The following is a 12,753-nucleotide window of genomic DNA, read 5'->3' as shown; positions in this document are numbered from 1 at the left end:
CCACTTCTCGCGCTAAAGTCCGTTATTCGACGGCAACATGGTTGACTGATTCATTTTCTTAACTCCTCTGTCACTCTCATCGGCAATAAAATGATGACTTCGTCACGCCTGTCAATGATGGCACACGGGGTGTGCCTACTTCTTTGCGGTATTATCTCCGCTTCGAAGGCTGCCGCGCCAGTGAACTATAGCTTTAATTTCAACTATGCCGGCTCGAACGTCCCCATACAGGCGCGGGCATGGCTGCCAGATAGTTCAACTCCACTCAAAGGTCTCATTCTTAGCATTCCTGGCAGCGGCAACGATACGCGCGGACTTACGGGTAACAGCTTGTGGCAATTTCGCCTGCCTCAAATGGGGTTCGGCATTGTTGGCTTTCGCGATATTTCCGACTTTCCCGTGCTAGCGGGTTCATCCGCTGAAGAATCGACGGCGAACTTGCAAATAGTTATGGATGCCGTTGCCAGTTCTTTTGCTCGTCCCGAAATCAAAAATGCTCCCGTGATTCTCGACGGCATTTCCAAAGGGGGCTACAACGTCGGCGTTCTGGCCACGCACATTCCGGAACGGACGATTTGCTACATTGCCGACAAGGGATATCAATCTCCGTTCGCGACTTCTGAAGATTATCAGGTGCCGGGAATCGCCATTGCCGGCGCGCATGACGAGGTTGTCACTCCCAACATTATTCAACCGAACTTTATGAATTCACGGGCCAATGGTGCCACGCTCGCGCAGCTTGTCGATTGGCAGCATGGCCATTTGGCGACCAACCAAATTACGAAGTTTGCTTTTATGGACCAAGCGATGCGCGTGCGTTATCCCAAAAACAAGCTTCCCTCAGTTGTTCCCAATACGCCCCTTCCTTTAAACGATATATCGAACTTATCGACAGCATGGTTAGGCGAAGCCAACCAGCTCGACATGAATGGTAATTATCTTCAGCTTGATTCTCCACTGATCACCCCCTTATCGACTTATCCAGGAGACACAGCAAGTGCATCGTGGCTTCCAACAGAAGCCATGGCCATGGTTTACCGTGCTCACAACGACAATGCGTTCGTCGTTCCGCCGATTCAAATAACTCTGGGCAATACTTTTAATGGGAAGGTGCCCTTGCAACTGTCGGTCAATCAAATTGATTGGACGGTACTACGGCTTTATCACGATGAAACTTTGATCGCTACCTTCGGTCCCAGTGAAAATTCTCTTCAATACACCTATCAAGCCAAAGAGAATGGCTTACATACATTTATCGCTGTCGCGGACTATGTTTCCGACGGCATAGCAAAGCAAACATCAAACTATAACGCCACGGTCGTGGCGGGCGTCGCCGTCCCTGAACCCACGACACTCTTGCTGATGGCGGTTATCGTATTCGCGCCTGCTTGCTATAGAAATTCCGCATTTTTAAGCCTTGGTAACGGGTGATTTGACACGCCCTGACGGCCCCATTACACTGCCCTACTGATTTGATCGTGCGTTGGTGGTCGGTTAGTAAAAACTCTTTACGCCGACGCAACAGGGAACTCCGGTGCCAGATTCTTTGGGAATCTTAGTCCGGGACGGCCCCGCCGCTGTGACCGAGCCGATCAAGCGAACTACATCTAAGTGCCATTGCCGAGATTCTGCCATTACAGAAACGCAGACTTGCGGTGAGAAGGCCCGGTTCGCTTGAGCTCGGGAGTCAGAAGACCTACCAATGCGTTGTATGTGGCTAGCTACATGTAGCATGGGCGCGAGGGACGCCGGCCGCGTAATTGAGGAAACTCTGCGAGTTCGTGTTTCTTTGTCGGTCTGATTTTGATTCCTAGGCGCGTTGCTGCGCTGAAGGTCCCGGCAAAACATGCGAACAGCGGGAAGCCGTTCATGTTTGGCGTTCGAGCACATCAAGACCTGTCCAAGTTGCGCGGTTTCACGCTTGTGGAACTCTTGGTTGTGATTGCCATCATCGGCGTGCTCGTGGGGCTTTTGCTGCCAGCGATTCAAGCCGCTCGGGAAGCCGCGCGCCGCACGCAATGCCAAAGCCACTTGTGCGAGAACGGTACGGCGACGATCAATTTCGAACAGCAACGCGGGGAGTTCCCCATCGGTTGTATTGGCAACAACATGCTGCCGGGTGGTTCGGGAAAGCAGCTTATCTCCTGGAACATCCAGTTGCTCCCGTTCATCGAATACCAGTCGTTGTGGGATCGGTACGACCTCAAGTTGCCAGCCTACCAATCACCCAACCGTGATCTCACCACGATTTCAATCCCGCTTTTCTTATGTCCCAGCACACCAAGCGAACAGCTCTATAGCACGGCAACCCTCTGGCGCGGCCAAGGCTTCACTGACTACGCGGGATTGTATGGCGTCGAAGGTGATGGGCGCGATGTTTATGAAGACCCGGACACTGAGAATCCCTCGACTCAACATGTTAATGACCAGTCGCTGGGAGTCATGCTCTTTAATGAACCCGTCACGTTCAAGCAAATCACAGATGGCTCGGCCCACACCGCCGTGATTGGTGAAGCCTTTCTCAGACGCGAATCAAAACTTTCAACACCTAGTGGAGATATCGCGACCACAAGCATGGAATGGGCGAACGGGCATAACATCTTCGCCCAGGAACAATCCAACCCCATCAATCATCCGAGCCTCGACAACGAAATCGGTAGCCCCCATCCCGGCGGTGCTTCGGTCACCTTTTGTGATGGCCATGTTTCGTTCCTCCATGACGAGGTGGAACAAGCCGTGCTCAATGCGCTGCTGACGCGTAGTGGAGGCGAAGCGCTGTGAATCATCGATCGCTCACGGCAGCGGGACGCTGCCGGCTAACGGCATTTTTCGCCGTATTGTTAGTGTGTTTTACCAACACGACAGTTGTTGCTGGTCCCGTTGTTAATTTCGATGACATCGACTTCTGGGTCGGCAGCGGCGCAAATCAAGCGGCTCTGGCCCTCGACTGGCAGGGTGATGCCACGACCGACAATTCACTCGTTTGGGGCTTCCGCTGGGATGGCAACATCAAAGCGGTCAACATGATCACTGCCATCGTCGCGGCCGATGATCGCCTGTTCGCGAAGATTGGCAGCATCGGTGGCTTCGGCACCGGTGTCGTCGGTATGGGTTACGATGCCAACGACGACAGCCAGTTTGCGATCACCGACGACACGTTTTTCGATGAACAAGGCTTTGCGACCTCGGGACCCACCGACGGAGCGGAATCGGTCGATCCCGGCGATTGGTATGCCGAGGGTTGGTTCATCACCGGCTTTTGGCAATACGGCGTCGCCACGGCCAATCCCTACGACGGCGGCACTTGGGCACGTTCGGGATCTGGCATTTCTTCACGCGACGTGTTGAACCAAAGTTGGCACAGCTTGGCGTTCTCGCCCAGCTTCAGCAACCAAGCCTTCGCACGCAATCCCCTTGCCGCCGAAGTCGATGCCGATTTCGATGGCGATGGTGACATCGACGGTCGTGATTTTCTTACCTGGCAACGCGGAGAGTCTCCTGCCCCCTTGAGTGCCAATGACCTCGCACACTGGCAAACAAACTACGGCGAAGAACCCCTCTCCACCCTCCCCCTTCCCCCTTACCCCTTAGTTTCCGTCCTTCCTGAACCATCAACAGGCCTGTTGCTGCTTACGTTTATATTCATGCTTCCACGACTTTTGCATCACGATCGGAGAATTGTCTCATGAAATGGTATTTAGGTTTGTGCCTCGCGGCACTCCTTGGCACACAATCGACACACGCGCAATTTGCGAACCAAGTCATCTCGTACGATCCCGGCACGAACCCGGCGGGGGGATACAGCGATCCCAGCACAGCACTCGGGTCGCCGGAACGCTATACGGGCGAAGGAATTTTCCCAGGTAATGTCACCGCATTTAATCCGGCTTATGGCGCCGATGAGCTCATTTCCATCGGCGAGACCGGTCATCTCACGTTGCGGCTCTCGCACTTTGCGATTCCTGGTGCTGGTCCCGAGATTGGCGTCTTCACCAACGTGGGGATCGCCGACGAAGATTATCCCAACAACCAAGCCGGCAATCCGCTGTTCGCCTTTGGCATCGACGATGCCGAGGTTGAAGTCAGCGCCGACGGCATCAGCTGGGAAAGCCTAGGCGTGGTTACGTTCGATATTCCGACGCAAGGTTATAACGACCTGGCCGGCACAATTCCTTCGAACTTCCAGCAACCCTTCACGGGTGCGTTGAGTGAGTTCAACGGCTTACGGCTGTCCGATCCCGGCAATCCCGACATTCTCGAACTGCTGGCTGGCTCGGGGGGTGGAACTTGGCTCGATATTTCTGGCACGTCGCTCTCGAAGGTGGGTTATATCCGCTTTATCGTGGCGGATACTGCGGCGAACGCCAACTTTGAACTCGATGGCGTTACGATCTCTGGCTCGGCGATGGGTGGCCGGGTGCCGGAACCAAGTGCCATCGCTCTCATCGGTTTGGCGATTGCTGCCCTTGCAACTCGTCGCTCCTAGCCGGAGGGCAACTTCCTCCGGGCCCGGAGACAAGTTTGTCTCCGGCTAGTGAGAATCATTACTACGTGACATGCGGCTTGCGGAATGGTTCAATTGATGAACCCCTTGGATTCGAGTGCCCGAACCATTCCGCGAGCTTAGCTTATGCCCGACACTCCAGAAAAAGAACACAATGCCCGCGCGTGGGATAAGCTCGCGCGGCAACAAGTTCCCCTCGCGCGGCCTGCATCCAACGAAGAGCTCGCCCGACCGCTCGACACGGTCGACCCTTTGGGTTGGCTAGGCGGCAGTGTGGCCGGCTTGGAAGTGCTTTGCTTGGCCGCCGGTGGCGGACGGCACAGTGCGATTTATGCCGCGGCTGGCGCGCGAGTGACGGTTGTCGACATCAGCGGTGAAATGCTCGCCCTCGACCGTACAGTGGCCGCGGAACGTAAGCTCGACATCCGCGCGGTGCAAACGTCGATGGATGAGCTTGCGATGTTCGCGGCGGGGACGTTCGACGTAGTGATTCATCCCGTCAGCACGTGTTACGTGGCCGACGTGACGCGAACATTTGTGGAGATCGCGCGCGTCACGAAGTCTGGCGGACTCTATATCAGCCAGCATAAGTCTCCCACGAGCTTGCAGGCCGAGATTCGGCCTACCGGTGCAGGCTATCGCCTGACGGAACAGTATTATCGCACGGGTCCACTCCCACCTGCCGAGCATTGTCGGATCCGCGAGCCGGGGACGCTGGAATTTCTGCATCGCTGGGAGCAACTCGTCGGCGGCATGTGCCGCGCGGGATTCGTGATCGAAGATTTGGTCGAACCCATGCACGCCGATGAAGACGCAGCGACGGGAAGCTTTGGACATCGCTCGCAGTATGTTGCACCGTATGTGCGCATCAAGGCACGGCGGACAACATCGAAAATCAAAACGACCTCATTCGTTGGCTTTCATTGATTGGCGCACATGATCTAAGAGAGGCATCAGATTGTTTTGTACAACCTCCCAAACGATGGTGTTTTCAACCACATGGTAACCATGTATCAGGATATTGCGAAATGCAATAATACGGCGAGCATTAGGAATGTTATCGATTGTTGATGGCTCAATTTTCCGCATGCGGTTGATTGCTTCACCAATGATCTCGAATTGTCGCTCAACAGCACTTCTCAATAGTGCGTCGTCTTCGTAGTCAGTCAACAATTTATTGGCCGTGAACTGCATAATTAACTCTGCAGCCTGTCGAATATCTTCTAAGCACGTCTTGATTTCAAGCTGCATAAAGGAGCGTCCTGCTGTTCTCTATGGCCTGTAGAAAATAAGGGTTTCGAATCGCACGGATCATGACCAAATCCACCGAACGACCGAAAAGCGATTCTAATGACTCAAGAAAGCCAAAGTAGGCATCCGCATTTTCACCAGCGGGGAGTGTGGCAAATTCCACCAGAAGATCGACGTCGCTCCGCATTTCGTTGAACGACCCATCCGCCGCAGAGCCGAACAACTCGAGTCGTTGCACATGAAATTTACGGCAAAGCTGGGCAACTTGGTCAAGATGCGGAGTGACAATTGTTTCCATATCACAATCCTACCTTACCCACAGGAATCGGTCAAAATAGTTATCATGCCATTGCCGGCTAACTTTCTTGCGGATCGAAGACCTTCAACTTCTCGCGGCTCGATTCGGTGACGACCCGGCGTTCTTGCATCACTTCATCCATTCGCACCACCGACCACCAGGCCGAGATATAGGTCACTTGCGTGATCGCCAGCGAAAGAGCCCACAATGGCATGGGGCCTTCCATGAACTTCGTGAGGAGAGCATAAGCGCCAAACACGAATAAATAGAGTGCCAACAAACTTAGCAGTCGCGAGCCCGACGAGATCCTTGAAAACAGAACTGGCACAAGTAACAGCGGCGCCGCTGAGGCCGCGATGATCCACACGACCCAATATTGATCGATCAAGAAATCGACCCCGCCGAAGCGCAGTCCAAACGCCCAGAGGGCAACAATCATGGTCCAACCAAAAAACTCAATCAAGGAAACTTGAAAAGTTTCGTTGGAAATGGCTTTCCCCACGCCACACAACTTCAGCAGACCCACTCCCAGCATCACGGTAAAGAATTGAATGAAACTGAACGAAATCGACTCGCCGCGAAAGCCTGGCTCGACGGTGTACCAGATGACCGCAAAGAGCAGCCCGCAAGCGAGCGTCACCCATGCGGCCTTGGTGAGTCGATGCGTTCGTCCAAACACGGCCCACAGAGCGAGCGCACCGAACTGCGCGGGAATCGCGTAGTTCCACACATAGAAACGGAGCCCACTCTCGGCAGCCAGCACCGAACCCGCGTCGCCCGTCAGAATCACTGCCAAATCCACGCAGACCGTGGCAATGATAAACAGCGTCGTGAGTGGGTATTTAGGAGGCATAGATTTCAACGCAAAGATCGCTAAGTCGCAGAGGCCCGCAAAGAGAGGTCTTCACTTAATTTTGACAGATTTCTCTGCGAATCTCTGCGCCTTCGCGGGCTTTGCGTTTAATCTCGGCGTTGAAAATCAGCCTCCGGCAGGTCAAAATGGAGGGTTCTACCAGTTTCGCAGGCCATCACTTACGAGCGTTCCTTGACCAGCCACCCCCAACAAGACGTTTGCTGTTTGATGGGCGAGCCAATTGCCGGCAATCCCACACAGTACATGCTCGAAAAAGCGTTCGCGGCCGCACGGCTCGATTGGCGATTTCTGACGTTCGAGGTTCCGCCGCTGGATTTGGAAGGGGCTTTGCGTGGGGCGCGAATTTTTGGATTCAACGGGATCATGCTGGCCCCGCCCCATCGCAACAGCGTTGTCCCCTATCTGCAAGAAATCGGCGAAGCCGCCCGGATCAGCGGCCAGGTCAACTGCATCAAGCAATCAGAAGGCAAGTTCTCTGGCTACAACACCGAAGGACGGGCCCTGCGACAGTTGCTCGAGCAAACCGGCTCCGTGAAAGGCTTGCAGGTCACGATTGTCGGCGCGGGTCGCATCGCGCGCGCGATTGCCGCGGAGTTGGCTCTCGTGGGGGCGGGCGAGATTCGCTTTCTGTGTCGCCACCCCGAAAAGGTCGAAGAGCTTACCAAAACATTAGTCACAGAAACACCGCTGGGAAGTTGCCGTGTTGAGGAACTCGCGGGCGACAGCTTGTTTGCCATTGATGGCACGTTTCAGTTGTTGATCAACGCCACGCCCGTGGGCCCTAATCAACCGAATGAACGCTTGCCGCTTGATCTCGATGGTTTAGAAAAGCACACCATTGTCGCCGACGTGGCGTTCAATCCGCCCAACACGTGGCTGATCAAAGAGGCCCAATCGCGGGGCTGTCGCACCGTGGATGGCCTCACGCTTCTCATCGAACAAGCGGCGCTCGCGTTTGAGATTTGGACCGGCGCTGCCGCCGATCGCCAAGCGATGCGCGAAGCGGTCGAAGAATTTTTGGTTTTGTAACTGTAGATAACGCCCTCCTCGGCGTTCCATGAAACTTTTATCTCGACACAACACATTGCAAGCGGAACGGGACAGAGCCCGTTCCCTACAGGAAATAATATGACTCCTGGCTTCTATATCACGGGAACAAACACGGGTGTCGGCAAGAGCCACGTCACGCGGCTGATCGCCCGGGCGCTGGTGAAGTCTGGCTACAAAGTCGGCGTCTACAAGCCGGTGGCCACCGATTGCAAGCGCGATGGTAACGACGTCGTCGCCCCCGATGCGTTGAAGCTTTGGGAAGCGGCCGGTCAGCCCGGCAAACTCGAAGAAGTTTGCCCCCAACGATTCGTGGCACCTCTGGCTCCCCCCGTGTCAGCGCGTCTTGAAGGACGCGAAGTGGATCGTAATCTGCTCCGCACGGGGATTGAAGTCTGGCGCGAGCGTAGCGATATCGTGCTCATCGAGGGGGCGGGCGGCCTGATGTCGCCCATGAGCGACGAAGACGACAACTGCACGCTCGCCAGGGAGTTTGGCTATCCCCTGATGGTCGTCGCGGTCAACGAGTTGGGAACGATCAACGCCACGCTGCTCACATTGGTCGCGGCAAAAACCTTGCTACCCGAACTGCCCGTGGCAGGAGTTATTCTCAATCGGCTCGCGCTTTTTCCAGACGACGAAAGCACGAAAACCAATGCCGACGAAATCGCCTGCCGTACCGACGTACCGGTGTTGGCCTCGGTGAATTATCAGCAGCAAGATTTTCGCGAGGGCGTGGATTGGTACAAATTAGCAGGCGGGAGTTAACCGCTAATTGACGCTAATGTGCGCTAATAAATGAGATAGATAATGTCATTGTTACCGAATGAGCGTGACAAACCCTTTTCACAAGAGGGTTGTGATCTGATGGGCGCAGCATTCGAGGTTCACAAAGTTTTAGGCGGAGGACTACTCGAAGAAATCTATCAAGAAGCTTTGGAGATTGAGTGCGAATTACGACGGATTCCTTTTGTACCACAGCAGGATCTCGCCACTTTCTACAAGGATCACATGCTCAAGAAACGCTATGTGCCTGACCTAATCATCTATTCGCAGATCGTTGTTGAACTAAAATCGGTTCGTGAACTCATCGTTGATCACGAAGCTCAATTGCTAAATTACATGCGATTGACCCGCAAGCCGGTCGGCTATCTCATCAACTTTGGTCCCATTGCCAAAATTGAATGGAAGCGCATGGTTCTCTCTGAATTTCTTAAATGATGTCCTGCCAACATTAGCGCATATCAGCGTCAATGAGCGGTTCAATCTTTATACCGATGCCGCGACGGGCGCTTCGCCCATGCGTTGCTCGGCCATGCTGGTGTCGACCGCCAACCGGATTGTCACGCTCCAGCAACCATTCGCATCGGGCGTGAGGTGCCAGTGCGGCACGACCGCCACGGATTGATGCACCAGCTCAAAGCCCCCTTCCGATTGGCTCACCGTTTCTACGGGGTAAGTCCAAACCGACGTGGGACGATCGAAGTTCAATCCGACGTCGATACCCAACCATTGATCGACAAGGCCCAGGTCGTTGGCGTCGTGCAGATCTAACTGATGGCCGAGCTGACCAATCGAATGACCGTCGGCGGTACGGAAGTAGCGATCATCGTTGCCCGACGGCAAACCCGCAAAATTCAATTCAGGGGCAAAAATAAAGCCGCTGTGTTCGGGTAAGTTCTCGATCAAGTACGCAATCTCGACCGTTGTGCCATCGTCGTTGAGAGTGATGCCCTTGGTGATTTGAATCGACTTGCCACCGACGTTGCCTTCGCGGACAAGCTGCAATTGCACGCGGCCCGGATTGCGGCGAAGTTTGGCCTCGTAAGGACCATGGACAAAATCGCCCTGCTCTTCAGCCGTGCCGGCCACTACCGCTTCGCGCGAGACATTTTCAGCGTAGAAGTGATCCACGAGCGAATTGCGCGCCCAGGTGTCGTAACCCAAGCGTTGGTCGAGCCCTTCCTGCTTGAACACCACCATATCGTGAATGCTCGCCACGCCATCGCCGTTGGTGTTCGGGCCACGTAACACCTTGCGATGGTAGGCTTCGGGGCGGCGGGTTAGCGTCGCTTGCAAGTTGTGGCAGATGGTCTTCACATCGAGTTCGTAAATCTGGCCCCCTTCGACGGGTGAAACAAGCAGCATGAGCCTATTATTCGCCAAGCGTGTTTCAGGACGGCCGTCAAAGTTGAAATCGCTGGCATCGATCTCCACCCACGGTTGTTGATCGTGTTGCCAGCCGCGGCCTTCCGATTGATTGAGCAGGTTCTCGGCCGCGATCAAATGCGTGTACACACCGTTGCGCAAGTGCGGCAAATAAGTGCCGCCAAACGCCCCGTGCCAGTAGCTGCAATTGCATTGGCCGCGATACAGTTCCATCCGCGCATAATCGACAAGATCACCGGCGGCTCCATCGTCGACCATTTGCTGTAAGCGGCGGCTGATCATCTGCATCCGCGAATACATGACATTGGTTTCAGGATATTTCACCTTGAAATTCCGCCAATAACCGCCGCGGATGAATGGCGACACCCTTTGCCACAGGCCTTGAGCCTCGTAATCGTGGTGCGCGTCTTCGAATTCGTTAATCTTAGCCGCGGGGAGGGCCCACTCGGTCATTTCGCGGTAGCTGCCCTCGGGAATGTACAGCTTGCCCAGCGGCGGCACGCTTTGAATGGCTTCGCTGGGGGTCGTCACCTTGAGCCAATCACTGTTCGCGCACAAGGCGTCGAAAAACTGCACAAGCCAACCGCGGTCGTAAACATGTTCTTTGGTACCGGGCCAAGTGCCAAACTTTTCGCCATCGTCGCCAAACACGACGACCGCACCGGGGTGGGTGTCCGCCACACTACGCAGGTACTTGATCGTTTCGAGTGCCGGCTGGAATGGAATCAAATAGCGTAGCTGTTCGCTGCCGGGGAAGACCTTCAGCACGTTGGTATCGTCTTCGGTTACGAAATAGCCGTGCAGCTGTTCAGTGGTGAGTCCGGCATTCTTGAAGTGGAAGTCGTCGAGAACCGTGAATTCGATCCCGGCTTTGACGATGTCGCTGGTCATCGATTGTTCCCAAACGCGCTCCGGCACCCACATGCCGCGTACGTCTGCACCCAAACGATTCTCAAGCCACTTGGAATAGGTCGATATCTGTCCAACGCGGTCCCGCGAGGGAATCATCGCCAGGATCGGCTCCATGAAGGCCCCGCCGATGATCTCGATGCGTCCCTTGGCCACAAGCGCGGCCAACCGGTCGACATACTCCGGATGCCGGTCGTCGAGCCATTCCATCAACGACCCGCTCGTGTGGAGGGCGATCCGCAGCTTGCTGTCGTACCGCTCGAACACGTCGAGAAACGGCAAATAGCTATCTTGGTAGGACTGCTCGAACACGCCATCGAAGTTGCCGATCGGCTGATGGTTGTGGAGCACAAGTACGAGTCGTAAAGGTTGATTCATGATGACTATCGAGTGAAAGGCGAAATCGCGGTCGCGTGTAGGATTTTATCGTGTTCCCTCGGGTGAGGGTTAAGCGTGTTTTGCCGTTGATTGGTGAGTTAACTGAGCATGCTCAAGCCAGCAGTCACGGTGTCCCTTTAAGATCGCCGGTTACTGCGGAATATGCTAGTCGGCAACTACCCAACTTTTCGCAATGTTCGGCCCAAGTCAGGGTCGTTGGCTGGCATAAACACTACAGGGCAAAGAGCTAACGAAGTCCGCCCAGTTTACTGAATCGGCACTTTTTCACCCGATTTTGACGCTCTCAGTCGGATTGCCGCTCGTTCCGGTGATACCGAATTAATGTGCATGCCGGTACCCCATTCGAACCCGGCCAGCGACGTGCTGCGCGGAATCAGTTCCCAATGCCAATGAAACGCTGCTTGCCGCTCGTCCCCAACGGGTGCTGTATGGAGCACCAAATTGTAGGCAAGCGGCGCAAGAAGTGTACGCAAACGACGGACCACTTCGCCAAGAATTTCAGCCAATGCCAAGGACTCTTGGGTACTGAGTTCGAGAAAATCACTCGCATGGACTTTGGGGACAATCCAAGTCTCATAAGGCTGGCGACCAGCGTAAGCACAAAACGCCGCAAAGTGATCGTTCTCCATAATGAAACGACTCTGGTCGATCTTCTCGTTCGCCAACAAATGACACATCAAACATTCGCCCGAATGGCTTTGAAACTCTGCCGCCACGGTGAGTTCTGTCTCGAGCACTTCCGGCACAAACGGCAAGGCAATCAATTGGCTGTGGATATGTTCAAGCGAGGCCCCCGCCCCTTGGCCGACATTCTTAAACAGGACGGCCGTCCGCATGCCGCCGTTCGTGTAGGCATGGGCGATGCGATCTCGAAAGACCTGAAGCACCGTGGCGATTTCGTCCGTCGCAAGTTCGGACCAATCTTGAATATGCCGCGGCGATTCGATGATTACTTCATGGACCCCATCAGCGGCGAGCGGGGGACGTAAGTCCCCTGCAAACGGTGCGTTCGATGATGCAGGGGACTTACGTCCCCCGCTCGCCGGTGCCACGGCCGGATACTTATTCGGCACGACGCGAATCTGCCACTCCCCTTGCGAATCACGCACCACGGCAAGTTCATGGGGCGTGTGCGATTCATGGCCCCGGCAGAATGGACAATCCACGGAAGAATGTTGCTCGAGAACGGCGTCCTCAGCGAAATCGTTGGGTCGTGCGGCACGCCCTTCGGCAATTAGAACGCGCCGTCCCGTCGTGGGATCGGTTCGCATTTCAAAAACGGTGTCGCTCGTGCAGTCCATC

The 12,753-nt window shown here is 54.9% G+C and carries 13 protein-coding genes and 1 riboswitch; of the genes, 8 read left to right on the top strand and 5 right to left on the bottom strand.

All coding sequences use genetic code 11. The features are described 5' to 3' along the window. The first annotated feature begins 180 nt into the window (after window positions 1-180). The 5 genes from SH678x_RS01680 (at window position 181) to SH678x_RS01660 (ending at window position 5,431) form a co-directional block, all read left to right on the top strand. Window positions 181-1,431: an alpha/beta hydrolase family protein gene (locus SH678x_RS01680; RefSeq protein WP_496921150.1), complete on the top strand. Its 1,251-nt coding sequence runs from the start codon at window positions 181-183 to the stop codon at window positions 1,429-1,431. Between the two features lie 36 nt (window positions 1,432-1,467). Further along, window positions 1,468-1,718: riboswitch (cobalamin riboswitch) on the top strand. A gap of 151 nt (window positions 1,719-1,869) precedes the next feature. Further along, window positions 1,870-2,781, top strand: coding sequence for a DUF1559 family PulG-like putative transporter (locus SH678x_RS01675; RefSeq protein WP_496921149.1), 912 nt, complete (start codon window positions 1,870-1,872; stop codon window positions 2,779-2,781). Then, window positions 2,778-3,689, top strand: coding sequence for a hypothetical protein (locus tag SH678x_RS01670; RefSeq protein ID WP_496921148.1), 912 nt, complete (start codon window positions 2,778-2,780; stop codon window positions 3,687-3,689). The genes SH678x_RS01675 and SH678x_RS01670 overlap by 4 nt, the downstream gene beginning before the upstream one ends. After that, window positions 3,686-4,486, top strand: coding sequence for a PEP-CTERM sorting domain-containing protein (locus SH678x_RS01665; protein ID WP_496921147.1), 801 nt, complete (start codon window positions 3,686-3,688; stop codon window positions 4,484-4,486). Before SH678x_RS01670 ends, SH678x_RS01665 begins: the two co-directional genes overlap by 4 nt. Window positions 4,487-4,630: 144 nt before the next feature. Then, window positions 4,631-5,431, top strand: a complete 801-nt coding sequence (locus tag SH678x_RS01660) for a class I SAM-dependent methyltransferase (protein ID WP_496921146.1) — start codon at window positions 4,631-4,633, stop codon at window positions 5,429-5,431. On the opposite strand, the gene SH678x_RS01655 is transcribed toward SH678x_RS01660, so the two are convergent. Genes SH678x_RS01655 through SH678x_RS01645 form a run of 3 tightly spaced genes read right to left on the bottom strand, consistent with a single transcriptional unit; the run spans window position 5,411 to window position 6,906 of the window. Next, on the bottom strand, window positions 5,411-5,755 hold the full coding sequence (locus SH678x_RS01655; protein ID WP_496921145.1) for a HepT-like ribonuclease domain-containing protein: 345 nt from the start codon (window positions 5,753-5,755) through the stop codon (window positions 5,411-5,413). The two genes, SH678x_RS01660 and SH678x_RS01655, sit on opposite strands and share 21 nt — an antisense overlap. Further along, window positions 5,745-6,053, bottom strand: coding sequence for a nucleotidyltransferase family protein (locus tag SH678x_RS01650; protein ID WP_496921144.1), 309 nt, complete (start codon window positions 6,051-6,053; stop codon window positions 5,745-5,747). Before SH678x_RS01650 ends, SH678x_RS01655 begins: the two co-directional genes overlap by 11 nt. A 58-nt stretch (window positions 6,054-6,111) precedes the next feature. Then, on the bottom strand, window positions 6,112-6,906 hold the full coding sequence (locus SH678x_RS01645; protein ID WP_496921143.1) for a hypothetical protein: 795 nt from the start codon (window positions 6,904-6,906) through the stop codon (window positions 6,112-6,114). A gap of 192 nt (window positions 6,907-7,098) precedes the next feature. On the opposite strand from SH678x_RS01645, the gene SH678x_RS01640 reads away from it, so the two are divergent. From SH678x_RS01640 to SH678x_RS01630, 3 genes are all read left to right on the top strand, one after another. Beyond that, complete coding sequence (locus SH678x_RS01640) at window positions 7,099-7,956, top strand: shikimate dehydrogenase family protein (RefSeq protein WP_496921142.1); 858 nt, start codon at window positions 7,099-7,101, stop codon at window positions 7,954-7,956. Between the two features lie 99 nt (window positions 7,957-8,055). Further along, window positions 8,056-8,742: a dethiobiotin synthase gene (gene bioD / locus SH678x_RS01635; protein WP_496921141.1), complete on the top strand. Its 687-nt coding sequence runs from the start codon at window positions 8,056-8,058 to the stop codon at window positions 8,740-8,742. Window positions 8,743-8,784: 42 nt separating this feature from the next. After that, window positions 8,785-9,195: a GxxExxY protein gene (locus SH678x_RS01630; RefSeq protein ID WP_496921140.1), complete on the top strand. Its 411-nt coding sequence runs from the start codon at window positions 8,785-8,787 to the stop codon at window positions 9,193-9,195. Window positions 9,196-9,243: 48 nt separating this feature from the next. Here the strand turns inward: SH678x_RS01630 and SH678x_RS01625 are convergent, their stop codons facing one another. Beyond that, the gene (locus SH678x_RS01625; protein WP_496921139.1) at window positions 9,244-11,430 is read right to left on the bottom strand and encodes an alpha-amylase/4-alpha-glucanotransferase domain-containing protein; all 2,187 of its coding nucleotides are present in this window, start codon (window positions 11,428-11,430) and stop codon (window positions 9,244-9,246) included. A 266-nt stretch (window positions 11,431-11,696) separates the two neighbouring features. Further along, complete coding sequence (locus SH678x_RS01620) at window positions 11,697-12,752, bottom strand: galactose-1-phosphate uridylyltransferase (protein WP_496921138.1); 1,056 nt, start codon at window positions 12,750-12,752, stop codon at window positions 11,697-11,699. Window position 12,753 lies beyond the last annotated feature (1 nt).

This window comes from Bythopirellula superficialaquae, from assembly GCF_059632245.1.
The sequence above is the reverse complement of the archived record's forward strand: the minus strand, read 5'-3'. Positions and strand labels throughout refer to the sequence as shown.

Excerpts from the sequence above, each read along its gene's own strand:
- SH678x_RS01675 (WP_496921149.1), top strand. The coding sequence starts at position 1,870 with ATGTTTGGCGTTCGAGCACATCAAGACCTGTCCAAGTTGCGCGGTTTC.
- SH678x_RS01665 (WP_496921147.1), top strand. The coding sequence starts at position 3,686 with ATGAAATGGTATTTAGGTTTGTGCCTCGCGGCACTCCTTGGCACACAA.
- SH678x_RS01660 (WP_496921146.1), top strand. The coding sequence starts at position 4,631 with ATGCCCGACACTCCAGAAAAAGAACACAATGCCCGCGCGTGGGATAAG.
- SH678x_RS01655 (WP_496921145.1), bottom strand. The coding sequence starts at position 5,755 with ATGCAGCTTGAAATCAAGACGTGCTTAGAAGATATTCGACAGGCTGCA.
- SH678x_RS01650 (WP_496921144.1), bottom strand. The coding sequence starts at position 6,053 with ATGGAAACAATTGTCACTCCGCATCTTGACCAAGTTGCCCAGCTTTGC.
- SH678x_RS01645 (WP_496921143.1), bottom strand. The coding sequence starts at position 6,906 with ATGCCTCCTAAATACCCACTCACGACGCTGTTTATCATTGCCACGGTC.
- bioD (WP_496921141.1), top strand. The coding sequence starts at position 8,056 with ATGACTCCTGGCTTCTATATCACGGGAACAAACACGGGTGTCGGCAAG.
- SH678x_RS01630 (WP_496921140.1), top strand. The coding sequence starts at position 8,785 with ATGTCATTGTTACCGAATGAGCGTGACAAACCCTTTTCACAAGAGGGT.
- SH678x_RS01625 (WP_496921139.1), bottom strand. The coding sequence starts at position 11,430 with ATGAATCAACCTTTACGACTCGTACTTGTGCTCCACAACCATCAGCCG.
- SH678x_RS01620 (WP_496921138.1), bottom strand. The coding sequence starts at position 12,752 with ATGGACTGCACGAGCGACACCGTTTTTGAAATGCGAACCGATCCCACG.